Genomic DNA, 21,421 nt, shown 5'->3' on the forward strand with positions numbered 1-21,421 from the left:
GGCGGCGCGCGAATGCGCACTGGTCCAACCAGTTTGTGTGCGCCGCCCGAAGCGGCAATTATGCGCCACAAACCTGCCGTTGCCGCGCACCGCCGCGCCGGACGACGCGCCACCCGATACCAAAGCGAGACATGAAGCCACGGCTCTACCCCACCGGCCCGCGTCCCACCGACGTCTACCTGTTCGCCACCTGCCTCGTCGACCTGTTCGTGCCGCAGGCCGGACTCGACGCGGTCAAGCTGCTCGAACGCGAAGGCCTCACGGTCCACTTTCCGCGCGGCCAGAGCTGCTGCGGCCAGCCCGCGTACAGCAGCGGCAACCCGCGCCAGGCGCGCGAGGTGGCGCGCGCGCAGCTCGGCCTGTTCGAGCAGCCGTGGCCCGTGATCGTGCCCTCGGGTTCGTGCGCGGGCATGATGCGCCATCACTGGCCCGCCCTGTTCGCGGATGAAGCCGCTGACGAAGCCCGCGCGCTCGACCTCTCGTCGCGCGTCTACGAACTGACCGAATTCCTCGTGCGCGTGCTCGATGTCGATCTGGGCGCAGCGGGCGCTTACGCCGACGCCGCACGCACCCAGCCCGACGAGCGCGTCGTGCTGCACACCTCGTGCGGCGCGCGCCGCGAGATGGGCACGCGCGTACACGGCGTCGAAGCCGTCGATGCGCTGCCCGGCGTTACGCGCGTCGAGCACGAACGCGAATCGGAATGCTGCGGCTTCGGCGGCACCTTCTCGCTCAAGCACCCCGACATTTCGGGCGCGATGGTCGCCGACAAGATCGCCTCGGCCTGCGCGACCGGCTGCAACCGGCTCGTTTCCGCCGATTGCGGCTGTCTGCTGAACATCGGCCACGCGGCAGAGCGCAAAGGCGCGCCGCTCGAAGTCGAACACCTCGCCAGCTTCCTGTGGCGGCGCACGGGCGGAGACGCAGCATGACGCACGCAGTCGAGACACCTGACTCATCCGGCGCCCGCGCGCGCATGCTCGGACGCCTGCGTGCGAGCATGCCCACCGCAGCCGCCGCGCCCACGCAGATCGACGCACTAGATACCCGCATCGACGCGCATTTCGATGCTCGCCGCGCCCTCGCGAACCTGACGCATTCCGAGCGCCTCGCGCAATTCCAGCGCATGCTCGAAGCCGCGCACGCCGACGTGACGATCACGACCGCGCAAGCCTGGCCCGCCGAACTCGCGGGCCGTCTCGCGCAGGCGGGCGTGAAGCGTCTGCTGCTCGATCCGTCGAGCGCCGAAGGCACGGCACTCGCCGCCGCGCTGCCTGCGCAGATTGCCGCGAAGCATTACGACGCGCCGATCGAAACCTGGAAGTCCGAACTATTCGACACGATCGATGCGGGCTTCACGGTCGCGCGCTCGGGCCTCGCGGCCACCGGCACGCTGATCGTCGTCCCCGACGCCCAAGCGCCGCGCACGGTTTCGCTGGTGCCGCCGCTGCACGTCGCGCTCGTGTATGCCAACACCTTGCACGCGGATCTGCACGCCGCCGCCAAAGCGGAGCGCTGGCGCGACGGCATGCCCACCAATCTCGTGATGATCTCCGGTCCCTCGAAGACCTCGGACATCCAGCAGACCACGGCATACGGCGCGCACGGACCGCGTGCGCTGTGGGTGATCGTCATCGACGACAACGCCGACGACAGCGCCGATAACAACGCCGCCCCGCAGGGAGACGCACGATGAGCACGGCCGGCACCGCTGAAAACACGCTGCATTTCATGCCCACCGCCGAGTTCCGCACTCGCGCGCGCACCGCGCTCGACGACCCGCAATTGCGCAAGAGCTTTCGCGGCGCGATGGATTTCCTGCAAGGCAAGCGCGCCGCGCAGTTTCCCGAAGCCGACGAACTCGAACAACTGCGCGACCTCGGCGAAGCGGTGCGCCAGCACGCGCTCGCGCGTCTGCCCGATCTGCTCGAACAGCTCGAAGCGAAGCTGCGCGAGAACGGTGTGCACGTGCATTGGGCCGAAACCGCCGACGACGCCAATCGCATCGTCCACGAGATCGCGCAACGTCATGCCGCGACGCGCGTCATCAAGGGCAAGTCGATGGCGAGCGAGGAAATCGAGCTCAACCATTACCTCGGCGAGCGCGGCATCGACTGCATCGAGTCGGACATGGGCGAGTACATCGTGCAGCTCGCGGGCGAAAAGCCCTCGCATATCGTCATGCCCGCGATCCACAAGACGAAGGGCGACATCGCGCATCTGTTCGAGGAACACATTCCCGACACGCCTTATACCGAAGACGTCGACGCGCTGATTCAAACGGGCCGTCGCGCGCTGCGCCGCGCGTTCATCGACGCGCAGATCGGTCTCTCGGGCGTGAACTTCGCCGCCGCCGATACCGGCACGCTCTGGCTCGTCGAAAACGAAGGCAACGGCCGCCTGTCGACCACGGTCCCCGACGTGCATATCGCGATCATGGGCATGGAAAAAGTGGTCGCGAAGCTCGAACACATCGTGCCGCTTTCGAGCCTGCTCACGCGCTCGGCGACCGGCCAGCCGATCACCACGTATTTCAATCTGATCAGCAGTCCGCGCCGCGCGGGCGAGCAAGACGGTCCGCGCGAAGTGCATCTCGTGCTGCTCGACAACGGCCGCAGCCAGGCCTACGCCGACGAGCAGTTGCGCGCCACGCTGCAATGCATCCGCTGCGGCGCGTGCATGAATCATTGCCCGGTGTACACGCGTATCGGCGGCCATGCTTACGGCACGACCTATCCGGGTCCGATCGGCAAGATCATTTCGCCGCATCTGCTCGGCCTAGACGCGACCGCCGACCTGCCCACCGCGTCGAGCCTGTGCGGCGCCTGCGGCGAAGTCTGCCCCGTGCGCATTCCGATTCCGCAACTGCTCGTGCGTCTGCGCACCGAAGCGAATCGCGCGCCCGACGAAACGGTTGCGCATCCGCTGCGCGGCCAGGGCGCGAATCACAGCAAGAGCGAGCAATTCGTCTGGCGCTTCTGGAGCGGCGCATTCGCGCATCCGCGTGCGTATCGCGCGCTGCGCTGGGCCGCCACGCGCCTGCGCGCGCTCGCGCCTTCGCAGCAGATGGGCTGGACGCAGCATCGCACGCCGCTCAAGCCCGCGCCGCGCAGCCTGCACGATCTGCTCAGCGAGCGCGATCAGCCGCAATAGCGTTCGACTCGCTACGAATCAAACTCGTCAGGCATCCGAACTACATTGCATAACCGGCCTGACGATCCGCATCGCCATTTTTATCCGCATCATCGGAGGAGACCGTAGTGCAACCCTGGCATCAGATCTATACCCCGCTCGGCAGTCTGTGGCTGTCCGCGCTCGTGGCCGCCGTGCCCATCCTGTTCTTCTTCGTCGCGCTCGCGGGCCTGCGCCTCAAGGGTCACGTCGCTGCCGCGATCACGCTCGTGCTCGCGCTCGGCGTGGCGATCTTCGAATACGGCATGCCGGTGAAGCAGGCGCTGGTGTCGGCGGGCTTCGGCTTCGCCTACGGCATCTGGCCGATCGCGTGGATCATCGTGACGGCCGTGTTCCTCTACAAGATCGTCGTGAAGACGGGGCAGTTCGAAGTGATTCGCGCCTCCGTGCTCTCGATCACCGACGATCAACGCCTGCAACTGCTGCTGATCGGCTTCTCGTTCGGCGCGTTCCTCGAAGGCGCGGCGGGCTTCGGCGCGCCGGTCGCCATCACCTCGGCGCTGCTCGTGGGGCTCGGCTTCGAGCCGCTCTACGCCGCGGGCCTGTGCCTGATCGCCAACACCGCGCCGGTGGCGTTCGGCGCGATGGGCATTCCGATCATCGTCGCGGGCCAGGTGACGGGCATCGATCCGTTTCTGATCGGCGCGATGGCGGGTCGTCAATTGCCGCTGCTGTCGCTGTTCGTGCCGTTCTGGCTCGTCTTCATCATGGACGGCAAGCGCGGCCTCAAGGAAACGTGGCCCGCCGCGCTGGTCGCAGGCGGCAGCTTCGCGATCACGCAGTACTTCACGTCGAATCACATCGGGCCTGAACTGCCGGACATCACCTCGGCGCTCGTGAGCCTCGTCGCGCTCGCGGCCTTCCTCAACGTGTGGCAACCGCGCCGCGCGATGCAAGCAGCCGGCGCAAATGCGCGCATGAGCGGCGGCGCGGCCACGCTCGGCGGCTTCGGCGGCGGCCAGTTCGGCGGCAATGGCAACAACGGCACGAAAGCGTCGAGCCGCCAGGCGTCGCCGTATTCGCTCGCGCAAACCGTGCGTGCCTGGTCGCCGTTCATTCTGCTGACCGCCATCGTCACGGTCTGGAGCGTGAAGCCGTTCAAGGCGCTGTTCGCCGCGAAGGGCGCGCTCGCGGGCACCGTGCTGAGCTTCCATGTGCCGGGCCTCGATCAGCTCGTGGTGCGCACCGCACCGATCGTCGCCTCGCCCAAGCCCTACGAAGCCGTGTTCAAGCTCGACTGGCTCTCGGCGGTCGGCACCGCGATCATGATCACGGCCATCATCTCGGTGATCGTGCTGAAGATGAAGCCGCGCGCCGCCGTGACCGCGTTCTTCGAAACGCTCGGCGACCTGCGCCGTCCGGTGCTGTCGATCGGCCTCGTGCTCGCCTTCGCGTTCGTGGCGAACTACTCGGGCATGTCGTCGACGCTGGCGCTCGCGCTGGCCGGCACGGGCGCGGCGTTCCCGTTCTTCTCGCCGTTCCTCGGCTGGCTCGGCGTGTTCCTGACCGGTTCGGACACCTCGTCGAACGCGCTGTTCTGCTCGCTCCAGCACACCACGGCGCACCAGATCGGCGTCTCGGACACGCTGCTCGTGGCGGCCAACACCTCGGGCGGCGTGAGCGGCAAGATGATCTCGCCGCAATCGATCGCGGTCGCCTGCGCGGCCACGGGTCTCGTCGGCAAGGAAGCGTCGCTGTTCCGCTTCACGGTGCGCCATAGCCTCTTCTTCGCGGGCATCGTCGGCATCGTCACGCTGATTCAGGCGTATGTGCTCACGGGCATGATTCCGCAGTAAGCGCATGGCTCGACCGCGCGCCGCACAGTACGTGCGGCGACGCCACACAAAGGCACCAGCACAAGCCGCCGTTCGCCTCGCGACCGGCGGCTTTTTTTTCAAATGGCTTGCACTTGCGTGTCGATCGAAAAATGGCAAATCGGCCCTGTTTTAAGGGACTTTTAAGTCATGCGGCCTAGGCTCGATTCACCTCGTTCACATCGATGGAGGTCGATCATGAAGGCACGCACTTTCACACGGATGGCGCTGTCGACGACCGCGTCGCTCGCGCTCACCTTCGGCGCATTCGGCGCACCAGGCGCTTTCGCGGCGGCGCTTGCGAATCATGCCAACGCCAGCGCCAACGCCAGCGCGGACACATCCGCAGCGAATCTCGGCGCGCTACCTTCGCCGCAACGCGCAGGCTCGATTGCGTATCTCTCCGGCGGCATCGGCAGCGATCAGTCGGCGGCATTCAAGGCCGCGATGCCGCGTTATCCGCTCTCGCTCGAATTCGCGCGCCAGACGGCGGGCGGCAATGAATATCTCGCCAACGTGCCGGTGAAGATCGCCGACGCGCACGGCCAGCAACTGCTCGCCACGCGCACGAACGGTCCGTTCATGCTTGTCACGCTGCCCGACGGACATTACATCGTGACTGCGAGCCACGACGGCAAGACCGTGCGCCGCACCGTCGACATCGGCCAGCGCGCGCACACGCACGAGGCTTTCGTCTGGCCGATGTAAGCGCAAGAAAGCCCGCGTAAGCCGCCATCGCGCGAGTCGCGCCCGTCGGGCGGCGGCACGCGCCGCCGCTCGATTGGCGCACGCCGCGTCGAAACGGACGACGCGTTTCGACTGCGCACCTCGCCGTCACGGCTTTTTGCTTTGTGTCACGATCGTTCGCGAATCGGGACGCGCGTGCGCCGCGCGCGTCCCGGACGCGATGCGCACCGCATTCCGCGAGTCGCCATCGTCCGCCACACGCGCCGCAAGATGATGACCACTCAACGATCGAATCGCCGCTTTGCGACGCGTGTGCACCCGCCCGCGTCTCGCCTCGTCGTTCGCGCACCGCGCCGGAGCGGCGCTGCGCCGCACCTTGCGTTGCTTGTTATGCGGCGCGCCGTCACCCATATCGAAGCACCGGACGCCGGATGGTCACGGCCTTTGCACGGCGGCGCGCATTGATGCCCGCCGCACCGCTGCGCCCCTCACTCGACGCCCGCACCACGCCCGACGCTGACCTCGCGCGCATGACGCGCGCCGCGCGCGTCGCCCTGTGTGAACCGCAGCCTGCGCGAGAGGAGAAGTCACCCATGACCCGCCGCCCTGTCGTTGCCGCGTTTGACGCAACCGGCTCGTCCGGAACGTTCGGCACGCCCGCTCCGTCGCGCCACGCCCGGCATTGGCCGCTGACGCTCGCCTTCGCCGCCGTCGCCACGGCCTTCACCGGCTGCGTCTCGCTCGCGCCCGAGTATGAGCAGCCGCCCTTGCCGGTCCCGCAGACCTTCCCCGAAAGCGGCACGCCGTCGAACGGCGCGAACACGCTGAGCGCCGTGCAGGTGGGCTGGAAGGATTACTTCACCGACCCCGTGCTGCAAGGTCTGATCGCCGAGGCGCTCGATTACAACAAGGATCTGCAACTCGCGATCCAGCGCGTGGAAGAAGCGCGCGCGATGTACGGCATTCGCCGCGCCGACCAGTTTCCGACCATCGGCGTGGAAGCCGATCTCGCCCGCGCGCGGGTGCCCGCGCAGCTCTCGGGTTACGGCGTGCCCGTGACGGCCAGCCAGTATCAGGTCGGCATCGGCCTCGCGAGCTGGGAACTCGACTTCTGGGGCCGCGTGGCCAATCTCAAGGAAGCCGCGCTACAGAACTATCTCGCCACCGACGCCGCGCGCCAGGCCGTCACGCTCACCGTCGTCGAGCAGGTCGCCAACAGCTATCTGAGCCTGCGCGAACTCGACGAACGCATCACCCTCACGCAGCAGACGATCGCGAGCCGCAAGGAGTCGTACCGCATCTTCACGCGGCGTCACGAAGTCGGCGCGATCTCGCGGCTCGATCTCAAGCAGGTCGAAACGCTCTGGCGCCAGGCCGAGGCGCTCGGCGCGCAACTCCAGCAGGAGCGCGCGACGCGCGTGAATGCGCTGCAACTGCTCGTGGGCAAGCCCATCGACATGCCGCATATCGACGTCAAGCTCGACGACCACGCCGTGATGCGCGACCTGCCGCCGGGCCTGCCGTCCGACCTGCTGACCAATCGGCCCGACATCGTCGCCGCCGAATTCCAGTTGCGCGGCGCGAATGCGAACATCGGCGCGGCGCGCGCGGAATTCTTCCCGAAGATCACGCTGACCGGCGCATTCGGCACCGCCAGCACCCAGCTTTCCGACCTCTTCACCGGCCCGAGCCGCGCGTGGAATTTCGGGCCGAGCGTGTCGCTGCCGATCTTCGACATGGGCCGCCGCGAATCGAATCTCGAAGTCGCGAAGTCGCAGCGCGATCAGGCCGTGACTTCGTACGAACGCGCGGTGCAGTCGGCGTTCCGCGACGTGGCCGACGCGCTGGCCGCGCGCGAATGGCTCGCCGAACAGGTCGAGACGTTGCGCGCGACCGAAGCCGCCCAGGCCGAACGCGCGCGCCTCGCGCAGTTGCGCTACGACCACGGCGCGTCGCCGTTCCTCGAAGTGCTCGACGCCCAGCGCGACCTGCTCGCGGTGCAGCAGCAGCTCGTGCAAACGCGGCGCGCGTATCTGTCGAGCCGCGTCTCGCTCTATGCGGCGCTCGGCGGCGGCGGATTTGCCACGAGCGCGCCCGGCGTGATGGGTTCGGAAAGCGACACAAACGGCGCGACCGTTTCGCCCGGCGCAACGCACGCCATTTCGCCCGAGATCGCCGCGCCCGGCACCGGCACGCCGAGCGCGAAGCCGGCCCCGAAGGCGTCGCGCGCGCCCGCCGCCGCGCCCCACACTCCCTGATTCCGAGGTTGCCGCCATGCAGATTTCAGCCCGCAAAGTGATTCCCGCCGTCGTCGTGATCGTGCTCGCGGTGGGCGGTTATTTCGGCTGGCGCTATTACGCCGATCGCGGTCCGGGCGCCGGTTTCGTGAACGGCAACGGCCGCATCGAAGCCACCGAGATCGACGTGGCCACCAAACTCGCGGGCCGCGTGCAGGACGTGCTGGTCAAGGAAGGCGATTTCGTCGAGGCGGGCCAGGTGCTCGCGCACATGCAGGTCGACACGCTCCAGGCGCAGCGCAGCGAAGCGGTCGCGCAGCATCAGCAGGCCGTCAATACCGACGCGAGCGCGAAGGCGACGATCGCCCTGCGCGAGAGCGACCAGCGCGCCGCCGAGGCTGTCGTCGCGCAACGCGAAAGCGAACTGGACGCCGCGCGCCGCCGTCTCGCGCGCTCGGAAAAACTCTCGAAGGAAGGCGCATCGTCGATGCAGGAACTCGACGACGACCGCGCGCGCGTGCGAAGCTCGCAAGCCGCCGTGGCCGCCGCCAAGGCGCAGGTCACCGCCGCGGCGGCGGCCGTCTCGGCGGCCAAGGCGCAGCAGACGGGCGCGGTCTCGGCGATCGCGGCGGCGCAGGCGACCATCGACCGCGTGCAGGCCGACATTCAGGACAGCGATCTGAAAGCGCCGCGCGCGGGGCGCGTGCAGTACCGCGTCGCGCAGCCCGGCGAAGTGCTCGGCGCGGGCGGCAAGGTGCTCAACATGATCGACCTCGCCGACGTCTACCTCACCTTCTTCCTGCCGACCAACGCGGCGGGCCGCGTCTCGCTCGGCCAGGACGTGCACATCATTCTCGACGCCGCGCCGGAATGGGTGATTCCCGCCAAGGTCACGTTCGTGTCCTCGACCGCGCAGTTCACGCCCAAGACGGTGGAAACGCAAAGCGAGCGCGAAAAGCTGATGTTCCGCGTGAAGGCGCAGATCGATCCCGTGCTGCTTCAGGCGCATCTCAAGTACGTGAAGACCGGCCTGCCCGGCGTCGCCTGGGTCAAGCTCGACCCCGACGAGGAATGGCCCGACAAACTCAAGATCAAGGTGCCCTGATGAGCGAACCCGTCGTTCGCCTCGAGCACGTCGGCCTGCACTACGGCAAGATCGTCGCGCTTCACGACGTCACCCAGGACATCCCCGCCGGGCTGATGATCGGCATGATCGGCCCGGACGGCGTGGGCAAGTCGAGCCTGCTTTCGCTGATCGCGGGCGCGCGCAAGGTGCAGCAAGGGATCGTGCGCGTGCTCGGCGGCGACATGTCGAGCAAGAAGCATCGCGACGACGTCTGCCCGCGCATCGCCTACATGCCGCAAGGGCTCGGCAAGAACCTCTATCCCACGCTCTCGGTCGAAGAGAATCTGCAGTTCTTCGGCCGCCTGTTCGGCCACGACGAACACGAGCGCCGCCGCCGCATCGACGCGCTCACGCGCAGCACCGGCCTCGATCCGTTTCTCGCGCGCCCCGCGGGCAAACTCTCGGGCGGCATGAAGCAGAAGCTCGGCCTGTGCTGCGCGCTGATCCACGACCCCGACCTGCTGATCCTCGACGAACCGACCACGGGCGTCGACCCGCTCGCGCGCGCGCAGTTCTGGGACCTCATCAACGGCATCCGCAAGGAACGCCCGTCGATGAGCGTGATCGTCGCGACCGCGTACATGGACGAGGCGCAGCGCTTCGACTGGCTGATCGCGATGGACGACGGGGCGGTGCTCGCGACCGGCAAGCCCGCCGAACTGCTCGAACGCACGCACACGGACTCGCTCGAAGAAGCCTTCATCGCGCTGCTGCCCGAGGCGAAAAAGCGCGGCCACCAGCCGGTCGAGATCGTGCCGCTCAACGTCGACGAGCACACCGAAATCGCCATCGAGGCCAAAGGCCTGACGATGCGTTTCGGCGACTTCGTGGCCGTCGATCACGTGAGCTTTCGCATTCAGCGCGGCGAGATTTTCGGCTTTCTCGGCTCGAACGGCTGCGGCAAGTCGACGACGATGAAAATGCTCACGGGCCTGCTGCCCGCGACCGAAGGCAAAGCCTGGCTGTTCGGGCACGAAGTCGATCCGCGCGACCTCGACACGCGCCGCCGCGTGGGCTACATGTCGCAAGCGTTTTCGCTCTATGGCGAACTCACGGTGCGCCAGAATCTGGTGCTGCACGCGCGTCTGTTTCATGTGCCCGAAGCCGACATTCCGGCGCGCGTCGACGAAATGGTCGAGCGCTTCGACCTCGCCGACGCGCTCGACACGCTGCCCGACAGCCTGCCGCTCGGCGTGCGCCAGCGGCTCTCGCTCGCGGTGGCGATGGTCCACAAGCCCGAGTTGCTGATCCTCGACGAACCGACCTCGGGCGTCGATCCGGTCGCGCGCGACAACTTCTGGCGCCTGCTGATCACGCTCGCGCGCGAAGATCAGGTGACGATCTTCATCTCCACGCACTTCATGAACGAGGCCGGGCGCTGCGACCGCATTTCGCTGATGCACGCGGGCCGCGTGCTGGTGAGCGACACGCCCGCGAACATCACGCGCGATCGCGGCGCGGCCACGCTCGAAGAAGCGTTCATCGCCTGGCTCGTGGATGCGGGCGCGGGCACCGAGGAAAACACCGGCGACGAACTCTCCGTGCTGGCCGAAAATCCCGACGCCGCCGCGCATCCGCAACAGCATCGCGGCTTCAGCCTGCAGCGCGCGTGGAGCTATATGTGGCGCGAGGCGCTCGAACTGCGGCGCGACCCCGTGCGCGCGACGCTCGCGCTCGCGGGCTCGCTGTTGCTGCTGTTCGTGATGGGCTTCGGCATCAGCATGGACGTGGAGGATTTGCGCTTCGCGGTGCTCGATCACGACCGCACCGCGCTCTCGCACAACTACGAGCTGAATCTCGCGGGCTCGCGCTACTTCATCGAGCGGCCGCCGCTGGCGAGCTACGCGGACATGGACAAGCGCATGCGCAGCGGCGAACTCGCGCTCGCGGTCGAGATTCCACCCGGCTTCGCACGCGACGTGGCGCGCGGCAAGGCGGTGCAGATCGGCGTGTGGGTCGACGGCGCGATGCCGCAGCGCGCGGAAACCGTGCGCGGCTACATCATGGGCATGCATCAGGGCTGGCTGCTCGAACAGGCGAAGCTGCGTCTGGGCGCCGACGCGCATGCCGCCGTAGCCGTCGAAACACGCTTTCGCTACAACCCCGACGTGCGCAGCCTGCCCGCGATGGTGCCCGCCGTGATCCCCGTGTTGCTGCTGATGATGCCCGCCATGCTCACCGCGCTCGCCGTGGTGCGCGAAAAGGAACTCGGCTCGATCATCAACCTCTACGTCACGCCGGTCACGCGGCTCGAATTCCTGCTCGGCAAGCAGGCGCCGTACGTGCTGCTCGCGATGCTCAACTTCCTGCTGATGGTGTTCCTCGCCATTACGTTGTTCGGCGTGCCGATCAAAGGCAGCTTCCCGACCTTGTTCGCGGCGGGCATGCTTTACTGCCTGTGCGCGACCGCCATCGGCCTGCTCGCCTCCACGTTCACGAAGAGCCAGATCGCCGCGCTGTTCTTCACGATGATCGGCACGATGGTGCCCGCGGTGCAGTTCGCGGGGCTCATCACGCCGGTTTCGTCGCTCGAAGGCGCGGGACGCATCATCGGGCAGATCTATCCGGCGAGCCACATGCTCACCATCAGCCGGGGCGTGTTCAACAAGGCGCTGCATTTCAGCGATCTGTGGAACTCGTTCTGGCCGCTGGCGATCGCCACGCCCATCGTGCTCGGCGTGACCGTCGCGCTGCTCAAGAAGCAGGAGAGCTGACATGCGCCGCCATCTCGCCAACATCTACCGCCTCGGCGTGAAGGAGCTCTGGAGCCTCGCGCGCGACCCGATGCTGCTGATCCTCATCATCTTCTCGTTCACGGCGATGATCTATTCGTCGGCCACGTCGCGGCCCGAAACGCTGCACATGGCGCCCATCGCCGTGATCGACAACGACGTCTCGCCGCTCTCGCAGCGCCTGATCCAGGCGTTCTTCCCGCCGCACTTTCTTGCGCCCGTGATGGTCACGCCCGTGCAGGCCGATCGCGGCATGGACGCGGGCAATTACACGTTCGTGCTGAACATTCCGCCCAATCTGCAACGCGACGTGCTCGCCGGACGCGCGGCCGAAGTGCAGCTCAACGTCGACGCCACGCGCATGAGCCAGGCGTTCACCGGCAGCAGCTACATCCAGCAGATGATCAACGACGAAGCCACGGAGTTCGTGAACCGCTATCGCGCGCCGACCGAACTGCCCGTCGATCTCGCCGTGCGTATGCGCTTCAATCCGAATCTCACCCAGGCGTGGTTCGGCTCGCTGATGGAAATCATCAACAACGTGACGATGCTCTCCATCATTCTCACGGGCGCGGCGCTGATACGCGAGCGCGAGCACGGCACCATCGAGCATTTGCTGGTGATGCCGGTCACGCCGACCGAGATCATGGTCGCGAAGGTCTGGTCAATGGGGATCGTGGTGCTGGTGGCCGCCGCGCTCTCGCTCACGTTCATCGTGCGCGGCGCGCTGCATGTGCCGATCGAAGGATCGGTCGCGCTGTTTCTCGCGGGCGCGGCGCTGCATCTGTTCGCCACGACCTCGATGGGCATCTTCATGGCGACGCTCGCGCGCAGCATGCCGCAATTCGGCATGCTGCTCGTGCTCGTGCTGCTGCCGCTGCAGATGCTCTCGGGCGGCAGCACGCCGCGCGAAAGCATGCCCGAGTTCGTGCAGCACATCATGCTCGCCGCGCCCACCACGCACTTCGTCGAGCTGGGACAGGCGATCCTGTTTCGCGGCGCGGGCATCTCGGTCGTCTGGCAGCCGTTCCTCTGGCTCGCCGTGATCGGCTCGGTGCTGTTCGCGTTCTCGCTCGCGCGCTTTCGCAAGACGCTCAGCCAGATGGCCTGATCCGCGTCCTGCCGGGCGCACGGGCGTGGATGCCGATCGCATGAACTCCGTCCCCGTTTGCGGCTATGATCGTGGATGCGGCCCGGCGGGCCCGCACCGTTCACACCGCGTGCAGCGGGATTCCCGGAGAGTATCGAATGGTATTGGGCTGGCTCGTCGTACTTCCGTTCGTGGCTGCGGCGCTGGTGGCGCTCGCGGCGCGCCGCGCCAGCGCGCTCTCCACCTGGATCGCGTTCGCGGCGGCGCTGTTCGGCCTCGGCCTGCTGCTCAGCGAACGCGTCGGCATGTCGCCCCACGGCGTGCTGCAATGGCGTCACGAGTGGGTGCCCGACATCGGCCTCGCGCTCTCGCTGCGGCTCGACGGCCTGTCGTTCATGTTCGCGCTGCTGGTGCTCGCCATCGGCCTGCTGGTGTTCATCTACGCGCGCTACTACCTCGCGGGCAGCGAAGCGCTGCCGCGTCTCTACCTGCTGCTTCTGCTCTTCATGGGCGCGATGCTCGGCGTCGTGCTCGCGAACAATCTGCTGCTGCTCGTGATCTTCTGGGAGCTGACGAGCCTCGTCTCCTTCCTGCTGATCGGCTTCTGGCCGTCGCGTCCCGACGCGCGGCGCGGCGCGCGCATGGCGCTCACCATCACGGGCGCGGGCGGGCTCGCGCTGCTCGCCGCCGTGCTGCTGCTCGGCCACGTCTGCGGCAGCTATGAACTGAACGACGTGCTCGCGCAGGTCGACAAGATCCAGCACGATCCGCTCTATCCGGCCATTCTGCTGCTCACGCTGTTCGCGGCCTTCACGAAGTCGGCGCAGTTCCCGTTCCAGTTCTGGCTGCCGCATGCGATGTCCGCGCCCACACCCGTCTCCGCCTACCTGCATTCGGCGACGATGGTGAAGGCCGGCGTATTCCTGCTCGCTCGTCTTTATCCCGTGTTCGAAGGCACGCACTGGTGGGCCTATACGGCGACGCTCGCCGGGCTCGTCACGCTCGTGGGCGGCGCGTCGATGGCGCTGTTTCAGCGCGATCTCAAGGGCCTGCTCGCCTATTCCACCATCAGCCATCTCGGTCTGATCGTGCTGCTGTTCGGTCTCGACACGCAGCTGTCCACCGTCGCCGCGCTGTTTCACACCGTCAACCATGCGGTGTTCAAGGCGTCGCTGTTCATGGCTGCGGGCATCATCGATCACGAAACCGGCACGCGCGATCTGGGCCGCCTGCGCGGCTTGCGCAGATACATGCCGCACACCGCCGTGCTGGCCAGCGTCGCGTCGCTCGCGATGGCGGGCGTGCCGCTCCTCAACGGCTTCCTCTCGAAGGAAATGTTCTTCGGCGAGACGCTCGCGCAAGGCATGTTCGGCCCGTTGAACTGGACGATTCCGGTCGTCGCGATCGTGGCCGCCGCGCTCTCGGTGGCGTACTCGCTGCGCTTCGTCTGGGGCGTGTTCTTCGACGGCGAAACGCCGCGCGATCTGCCGCACTATCCGCCGCACGAACCGCCGCGCTTCATGAAGCTGCCGGTGGAAATCCTCGTGGTGATCTGTCTGCTGATCGGGCTCTTTCCGCAACAGGCGATCGGCCGTCTGCTCGAATCGGCGGCGTGGTTCACGCTCGGCGGCAAGCTGCCCGAATACAGCCTGAGCCTGTGGCACGGCATCAATACGCCGCTCGTCATGAGCGTGGTTTCGTTCGTCGCGGGCGGCGTGCTGTTCTTCGCGCGCCGCGACGCGTTCCGCCATCATCGCTCGCTGCTCACGGAAATGAACGCGAGCGAGGGTTTCGACCGCTTCGTGCAGCGGCTCGAAAAAGGCGCGGGCGCGGTCGTGCGCGTGTTCGAAACGCGCTCGCTGCCGCACTATCTCTCGTGGATGATCGCCGCGATGCTGATCGTGCCAGGCGCGTCGTTCGTCGCGCTGGACGCATTCGGCGGCACGTACGCGAGCATGCCGCCCGATCCGCTCACGCTCTGCGGTCTCGGGCTGATGGCGCTGCTCGCGCTCGGCGTGGTGCTCGTGCGCGCGCACACGCTCTACGCACTCGTGATGCTGAGCACCTGCGGGCTGCTCGTGACGCTCGCGTTCGCGCGCTTCTCCGCGCCCGACCTCGCGCTCACGCAGATCTCCGTGGAAGTGGTCACGATCCTGCTGCTGGTGCTCGCGATCTACTTCCTGCCGCAACTGCAGACCGCCATCGAGCCGATTCCCGCCCGCCTGCGCAACGGTCTGCTCGCGCTCGCGGGTGGCGGCCTGCTCGGCAGCGTCGCCTACGAAGTGATGACACGCCCGCCGGAACCCGGCATCGCGCCGTACTTCCTCGCCAACGCGCTGCCCGGCAGCGGCGGCCACAACGTCGTGAACGTGATCCTCGTCGACTTTCGCGGCTTCGACACGATGGTCGAAATCAGCGTGCTGGTGGTGGCCGGGCTCGCGGTCAAGGCGCTGCTGCGCGGCCTGCGTCTGAAAGCGCCCGGCACCGGTCCCGGCGGCTTGCCGTGGTCGTCGCAATCGCATCCGCTGCTGCTCGCGATCCTCGCGCGGCTGATGCTGCCGCTCACCGTGCTGGTCGCCGTATTCGTGTTCCTGCGCGGCCACAATCTGCCGGGCGGCGGCTTCATCGCCTCGCTGATCGTCTCTGTCGCGCTGCTGCTGCAATACGTGGCGAGCGGCGTGTTGTGGACCGAATCGCGCATCCGCATCAACTATCGCGCGCTCGCCGGGCTCGGGCTGCTCGTGGCGGCGGCCACGGGGCTCGGCAGTCTCGCGTTCGGTTATCCGTTCCTGACGAGCGCGTTCGGACACTTCCATCTGCCGCTGATCGGCGAGATCGAATTGAGCACGGCGATGCTGTTCGATCTGGGCGTGATGGGCGCGGTGGTCGGCACCACGCTGACGATCGTTTCGCACCTCGGCGTGCGCGACAAGGACATGCAATCCGTGGAGAAAAGCTGATGGAAGCCGCCTTCGCCGCCGCAATCGGTGTGCTCTGCGCCTGCGGCATCTACCTGCTGCTGTGCGCGCGCGTGCTGCCCGTGATTCTCGGCATCACGCTGTTCTCGTATGCGATCAATCTGTTTCTGCTCGGCATGGGCCGGCTCTCGACCGGCAAGCCGCCCGTGATCGCGCCGAGCGCGGCCTATGCCGATCCGGTGCCGCAGGCGCTCGTGCTCACCGCGATCGTGATCGGCTTCGCCATGACGGCCTTCACGGTCGTGCTCGCGCTGCGCTCGCTCTCGATCACGGGCAACGATCACGTCGACGGCCTGAGCGACAACCGCATCTCCGGCGAGGCGCTGCGCGACGAATGAATCACGCCCTCCTGCTCCCCATCCTGATTCCGCTGTTCGCGGCGGCGGCGATCGTCGCGCTGCCGCCGCGCGCCAAGCGGCTGCAACGCGCGCTCAACGCGGCCGCCACGATCGCGCTGCTGCCGCTCGCCTGCCTGCTGATGGCGCGCGCGGCGCAAGGCGAGATCGTCACGTATGCGCTCGGCGCGTGGCGCGCGCCGTTCGGCATCGTGCTGCAACTCGACCGGCTCGGCGCGCTGATGCTGCTGCTCACCGCCGTGCTCGCGGTGTGCTGCCTGATCGGCACGTCGAGCGCCGACGCGCGGCGCGGACGCTATTTCCGCGCGCTGTTCCAGTTCGAGCTGATGGGCCTGAACGGCGCGTTCCTCGCGGGCGACCTGTTCAATCTGTTCGTGTTCTTCGAACTGCTGCTGATCGCCTCGTATGCGCTGCTGCTGCATGGCGGCGGCGCGCGGCGCGTGCGCAACGGCCTGCACTATCTGCTGATGAACCTCGTCGGTTCGTCGTTCTTCCTGATCGCGCTGGGCGTGCTCTACGGCATCACCGGCACGCTCAACATGGCCGACATGGGCCAGCGTCTCGCGCTGCTGCCCACGGGCACGCTGCCGCTCGCGCAGTTCGCGGGCATCACGCTGATGCTCGTGTTCGGCCTGAAGGCCGCCGTGTTCCCGATGTCGATGTGGCTGCCGCAGGCGTACCGCAGCGCGATTGGCCCGGTCGCGGCGCTATTCGCGATCATGACGAAGGTCGGCATCTACGCGATGCTGCGCTGCGATGCGCTCGTGTTCGGCGCGGCGGGCGGCGTGCTCGATGCGTTCATGCATCACTGGGCGTGGTGGTTCGCGATCGCGACCATCGTGTTCGGCGCGCTGGGCGCGCTCGCGGTGTCGAGCCTCAAGACCACGACGGGCTATCTCGTGCTGGTGTCCGTCGGCTTGCTGATCGCGGCCGCCACGCAGCAGACGCCGCTCGCGTGGAGCGCGCTGCTCTACTACCTGATCAGCACGACGCTGTGCACGGGCGCGCTGTTCCTGCTCGCCGATACGCTCGAACCCGAAGCGCCCGCCACGCCGCATGCAGCCGCCGCCGAGAGCGTCGAACCCGGTTCGCTCGAAGCACTCGACGACGCCAACGTGGCCGCGATCTCGCCCGAATCCGACGCGGCGGCGGTGGCGCGACTCGCGCGCAAGCGCAAGGCGCAAGCGGCCGCAGCGGCTGAGGCGGCCGAATCGGCTGAATCGGCTGAATTGGCGCATGCGGAACCGGCCCGGCACACCGCACCTGCCGAACACCCGACGCACGCGCCGTGGCCCTCGAACGTCGCCGGGCTGCTCTATCTGATCGCGGCGGTCGGCGCGGCGGGTCTGCCACCGCTCTCGGGCTTCCTCGGCAAGGCCATGGTGCTCTCCGCCACACCGCTTGGCCCGGCCGCCGTGCTGTGGCCCGCCGTGCTGCTGTCGAGCCTGCTGTCGATCGTCGCGCTGAGCCGCACCGGCACGCGCCTGCTGTGGGCCGAGCCTGCCGCGCGCGTTCAGGCCCACGCCACCACGCCCGCGCCGCGCGGCAGCAACGCGAAGCTCGCGGCCTGCGCGCTGCTGCTGGGCTGCGTGGCGGCGATCACGCTGGGCGCAGGCGCAGTGCGTCATTATCTCGACGACACCGCCGCGCAACTGCTCGACCGCGAAGCCTACGTGCATGCGGTCCTGCCCGCGCCTTCGGACGCAAGTTCGGACGTCAATTCGGACGCAAATTCGAACGCGCCGTCGAACCCACCCGCGCCCGCGGCCCAAGGGAGCTGATCATGCTGAAACGGCTCTTTCCGCATCCGTGGCTCACCCTCGTACTGCTCGTCTGCTGGGTGCTGCTGATGAACGACCTCTCGCCGGGCAATCTGCTGCTCGGCGCGGCGCTGGGCTGCGTGATTTCGTTTTGCGTCGGCGAAGGTCTGTGGCTGCAGCCGGTGCGCTTCGGCAAGCCGTGGCGGCTCGTGCGGCTCACGCTGCACGTGCTGATCGATATCGTGGTGGCGAATGTGGAAGTCGCGCTGCTCGTGCTCGGCCCGACGAAACGTCTGCGCCCGGCCTTCATCGAAGTGCCGCTCGACAGCACGCATGAAATCGCGCTCACGGCGCTCATCAGCATCGTCTCGCTGAGTCCCGGCACGCTGTGCGCCGAACTCAGCGACGACCGCACGCGCCTCGTCGTGCACGTGCTCGACCTCGACGACGAAGCCGCGCTTGTCGCGCTCATCAAGTCCCGTTACGAAGCCCCGTTGATGGAGATCTTCGCATGCTAGCCATCGCCATTCCGGTTTCGCTCGCGATCCTCGGCCTTGCTTTTCTGCTCACGCTCGTGCGGCTCGTGCGCGGGCCGTCGCTGCCCGACCGCATCGTCGCGCTCGACACGCTCAACATCAACGCGATCGCCCTGATCGTGGTGTACGGCATCAGCCTGCGCTCGACGGTCTTCTTCGAAGTCGCGCTGCTGATCGCGGTGATGGGTTTCGTGGGCACCGTCGCGCTGACGAAGTATCTGCAGCGCGGCGACATCATCGAACTCAACTGAACGAGGCCCGCCGATGCAAACCGTCGTCGAAGCGATCGTCTGCGTGCTGCTGCTGATTGGCAGCCTGTTTACGCTGGTCGGCGCCATCGGGCTCGCGCGTCTGCCCGACTTCTTCATGCGCCTGCACGGCCCGACCAAATCGACCACGCTGGGTGTAGGCGGCATCGTGCTCGCCTCGGTGATCTATTTCAGCGCGAACAGCAACTTCGCGAGCCTGCATGAATTGCTGATTCCGGCGTTCCTGTTTCTGACCGCGCCGATCAGCGCGCACATGCTCGCCAAGGCGGGCACCCAGCAACGCGTGCCGCTCGCGGCGGCCACGCGCGGACGCCCGCCCATCACGGGCGCGAGCGCCGACAAGCGCGACACGCGCGAAGTGCGCGAAGTGCGCGAAGTGCGCGAAGCGCATCCTGATTCCCAGCCGCAAGTTGCAGACCCGAACCCGGACGGCACGCCCGCTCAGGATGCCTGAGCGCCGGCGCGCTTAAAAGCGGCATCGTTTCACTGTTTTCACGGTTTTCGTTGTAAAGACAACGCGCGGCGCATCGGACCGGTCTGCCACGGCGCTTGTCCGTCCGATCATCCCCGCGATCATCCGCGCGCTCACGCGCCACTTCCCTCGCTTTCGCAGCACGCCCACGCCGCCTCCGCGCAAGCGTTCGCACGGGCGCGCTTACGCCTTGTTACGACTTCGCCCACGCCGCGCGACGCCCACGGCACAGCGATTGCTGAGCATGCTCGCCCGCCCGCGCGCGGCATTTTACGTGGCAAGCAACACTCGCCCGCGCGGCTGGACAGCCATAACAAACGCGCACACATACACCGTGCCTTCTACAGCTGGAAACGAAACCCGATGAGGTGGATGAGATGAAGACGATTCGCACCCTGGCCGTGCTCGCGAGCGCGGCGGCCCTGCTGAGCGCATGCGGCGGCGGCGGCAACGACGTAGGCAAGGAACTCGGCCTGCAAAACCCCGAAGTCCATTTCGTGCACGCGCTGCCCGGCGGCGGCAACGTGGACTTCCTCGTGAACGGCGCAGCCCTGCAAACCAACATCGCATACAAGCAGGTCACCAACTTCGCGAACATCAACACGGGCAACACGACCGTGGCCTACGCCAATACCGGCTCGACCACGGCCATCGCCAGCGGCAACTTCCCCGACGTCGCCAAAGGTCACGAATACACGGTGCTCGCGTTGCCCGCGCTTGCCGGCGGCGACATCGGCCTGATCGACGATCCGTTCGACAAGGGCCTGCTCTCCAACAGCGCACGCGTGCGCGCGTTCAACGCCACCGTCAACGCGCAGAATCTCGACATCTACATCGTCGCGCCCGGCACCGACATCAACACCGTGGCGCCGACCATGGCCGGCGTGGCGTACAAGAACGCCGTGCCGGCGAGCGGCCAGGATTCGAACTACCTGAACGGCGGCACCTACGTCGCCATCGCGACGGTGTCCGGTTCCAAGACGGCGATCTTCCAGTCGGCGAGCTTCGATCTCGCGAACAACGCCGACTGGCTGATCACCTCGGTGCCGATCTCGGGCACGCTCTCGCAACTCGCGGTGGGTCAGATCCATCTGCTGGTCGCGCAAGGCGGCAACACCTCGCAGCCCGCCGTCGAGCTGATCAACCAGCTCACGGGCGTGTAATCCGGCTCGCCCTCCAGCCACAAGCGCTGTTGTAAAAGCCGCCACCGAAGCCGCCGCGATGCTCGCTCACGCGGCGGCGCCGCGCCCCGTCTTGTGCGCTTCGTCGAGCACGAAGTCGATGAAGGTGGCGGCCGCGCGCGTATGGTGGCGGTTCGGCATGTACAGCATGTACATGTGCGTGCCGAAGATGCTCAGACGCCACGCGTCGAGCGACGTCACCACCGCGCCGAGCCGGATGTCGTCCTGCACCACGTAGTCGGGCACGATGCCCACGCCGAGTCCGGACAAAATCGACTGGCGCAGAAACAGGAAGTTCTCCGAAATAATCGACGGTTCGAGCAGCACCTCGTGCCGGTCGTCGTCCAGATAGCCCGCGAGACGCAGTTGCCGCCCGACCACCGTGGCGGTGATCACGGGCGCGCTCGCCAGATCTTCCAGCGTCTGCGGCATGCCGTGCTGCTGCGCCCACTGCGCCGACGCGCAGATGATGTACTTCACCGCACCCATGTCGCGCGCGACGAGATTCTGCGGCGGTTCGTGCATCACGCGCACGGCGATGTCGACTTCGTCGCGCAGCAGATCTTCCACGCGATTTTCGAACATCACGTCGAGCACGATGCCCGGATAAAGCCGCTTGAAGCGGATCAGCCAGTCCGACATCACGAGCTGGCCATAACCGCTCGGCACGGAAAGACGCACGCGCCCCTGCAGACTCTTGCCGAGCGTGGACACCGACTCGCGCGCCGCCAGCAACGCGTTCTGGATCGAGCGGCCGTGCTCGTAAAGCTTCAGGCCGATCTCGGTCGGCTCGACGCGCCGGGTGGTGCGGCGCACCAGTTGCAGCCCGACCGATTTTTCGAGGTGATTGAGGTGGTAGCTCACGTTCGCGCGGCTCATCTTGAGCCGGCGCGCCGCCTCGCTCAGATTGCCCGCGTCGAGTATCTCCACCAGCATGGTTAGCGCATTGACATCCACGTTCGGGTCTCGGAGTTTTCTGCAGACTGATTAT

At 67.2% G+C, this 21,421-nt stretch carries 16 protein-coding genes and 1 pseudogene; 16 read left to right on the forward strand and 1 reads right to left on the reverse strand.

What is annotated here, in order from left to right:
* Positions 1–131 precede the first annotated feature (131 nt).
* The 16 genes and pseudogenes from SB764_RS35655 to SB764_RS35730 all read left to right on the forward strand — a co-directional run bounded on the left by SB764_RS35655 (position 132) and on the right by SB764_RS35730 (position 20,412).
* Positions 132–932 carry a (Fe-S)-binding protein gene (locus SB764_RS35655; RefSeq protein WP_321858625.1) on the forward strand — a complete coding sequence of 267 codons (801 nt, stop codon included), beginning with the start codon at positions 132–134 and terminating at the stop codon, positions 930–932.
* Positions 929–1,696, forward strand: coding sequence for a LutC/YkgG family protein (locus SB764_RS35660; protein ID WP_410866205.1), 768 nt, complete (start codon positions 929–931; stop codon positions 1,694–1,696). Before SB764_RS35655 ends, SB764_RS35660 begins: the two co-directional genes overlap by 4 nt.
* Complete coding sequence (locus SB764_RS35665; RefSeq protein ID WP_065063365.1) at positions 1,693–3,153, forward strand: LutB/LldF family L-lactate oxidation iron-sulfur protein; 1,461 nt, start codon at positions 1,693–1,695, stop codon at positions 3,151–3,153. Before SB764_RS35660 ends, SB764_RS35665 begins: the two co-directional genes overlap by 4 nt.
* 107 nt (positions 3,154–3,260) lie before the next feature.
* Positions 3,261–4,988 carry a lactate permease LctP family transporter gene (locus SB764_RS35670; protein ID WP_065063367.1) on the forward strand — a complete coding sequence of 576 codons (1,728 nt, stop codon included), beginning with the start codon at positions 3,261–3,263 and terminating at the stop codon, positions 4,986–4,988.
* A 216-nt stretch (positions 4,989–5,204) separates the two neighbouring features.
* A complete protein-coding gene (locus tag SB764_RS35675; protein ID WP_183717481.1) occupies positions 5,205–5,714 on the forward strand; it encodes a carboxypeptidase regulatory-like domain-containing protein in 510 nt (169 codons plus the stop codon).
* A gap of 572 nt (positions 5,715–6,286) precedes the next feature.
* A complete protein-coding gene (locus SB764_RS35680; RefSeq protein WP_080180675.1) occupies positions 6,287–7,951 on the forward strand; it encodes an efflux transporter outer membrane subunit in 1,665 nt (554 codons plus the stop codon).
* A 16-nt stretch (positions 7,952–7,967) separates the two neighbouring features.
* Positions 7,968–9,035, forward strand: a complete 1,068-nt coding sequence (locus SB764_RS35685) for an HlyD family secretion protein (protein ID WP_065063371.1) — start codon at positions 7,968–7,970, stop codon at positions 9,033–9,035.
* The gene (gene rbbA / locus SB764_RS35690) at positions 9,035–11,770 is read left to right on the forward strand and encodes a ribosome-associated ATPase/putative transporter RbbA (protein WP_410866206.1); all 2,736 of its coding nucleotides are present in this window, start codon (positions 9,035–9,037) and stop codon (positions 11,768–11,770) included. Before SB764_RS35685 ends, rbbA begins: the two co-directional genes overlap by 1 nt.
* A gap of 1 nt (position 11,771) precedes the next feature.
* Positions 11,772–12,899 carry an ABC transporter permease gene (locus tag SB764_RS35695; RefSeq protein WP_410866207.1) on the forward strand — a complete coding sequence of 376 codons (1,128 nt, stop codon included), beginning with the start codon at positions 11,772–11,774 and terminating at the stop codon, positions 12,897–12,899.
* A gap of 137 nt (positions 12,900–13,036) precedes the next feature.
* Positions 13,037–15,838 (forward strand): monovalent cation/H+ antiporter subunit A, encoded by a 2,802-nt coding sequence (locus SB764_RS35700; RefSeq protein WP_321903539.1) that lies wholly within the window; start codon positions 13,037–13,039, stop codon positions 15,836–15,838.
* A complete protein-coding gene (locus tag SB764_RS35705; RefSeq protein WP_410866208.1) occupies positions 15,838–16,194 on the forward strand; it encodes a Na+/H+ antiporter subunit C in 357 nt (118 codons plus the stop codon). Before SB764_RS35700 ends, SB764_RS35705 begins: the two co-directional genes overlap by 1 nt.
* Positions 16,191–17,993 (forward strand): monovalent cation/H+ antiporter subunit D, encoded by a 1,803-nt coding sequence (locus tag SB764_RS35710; protein ID WP_410866209.1) that lies wholly within the window; start codon positions 16,191–16,193, stop codon positions 17,991–17,993. Before SB764_RS35705 ends, SB764_RS35710 begins: the two co-directional genes overlap by 4 nt.
* A 2-nt stretch (positions 17,994–17,995) precedes the next feature.
* Complete coding sequence (locus SB764_RS35715; protein ID WP_065063378.1) at positions 17,996–18,490, forward strand: Na+/H+ antiporter subunit E; 495 nt, start codon at positions 17,996–17,998, stop codon at positions 18,488–18,490.
* Positions 18,484–18,759: a K+/H+ antiporter subunit F gene (locus SB764_RS35720; protein ID WP_065063380.1), complete on the forward strand. Its 276-nt coding sequence runs from the start codon at positions 18,484–18,486 to the stop codon at positions 18,757–18,759. The genes SB764_RS35715 and SB764_RS35720 overlap by 7 nt, the downstream gene beginning before the upstream one ends.
* A 13-nt stretch (positions 18,760–18,772) precedes the next feature.
* Positions 18,773–19,117: pseudogene (locus tag SB764_RS35725) on the forward strand (Na+/H+ antiporter subunit G); the annotation flags it as partial.
* A gap of 509 nt (positions 19,118–19,626) precedes the next feature.
* Entirely contained in the window at positions 19,627–20,412 is a 786-nt protein-coding gene (locus SB764_RS35730; RefSeq protein WP_065063382.1) for a DUF4397 domain-containing protein, read from the forward strand.
* 66 nt (positions 20,413–20,478) lie between these two features.
* Here SB764_RS35730 and SB764_RS35735 read toward each other — a convergent pair whose 3' ends face one another.
* Positions 20,479–21,387 carry a LysR family transcriptional regulator gene (locus SB764_RS35735; protein WP_065063384.1) on the reverse strand — a complete coding sequence of 303 codons (909 nt, stop codon included), beginning with the start codon at positions 21,385–21,387 and terminating at the stop codon, positions 20,479–20,481.
* Positions 21,388–21,421 lie beyond the last annotated feature (34 nt).

It is taken from the genome of Paraburkholderia sp. SIMBA_027 (genome assembly GCF_046535315.1).
GTDB classification, from domain to species: Bacteria; Pseudomonadota; Gammaproteobacteria; order Burkholderiales; family Burkholderiaceae; genus Paraburkholderia; species Paraburkholderia tropica.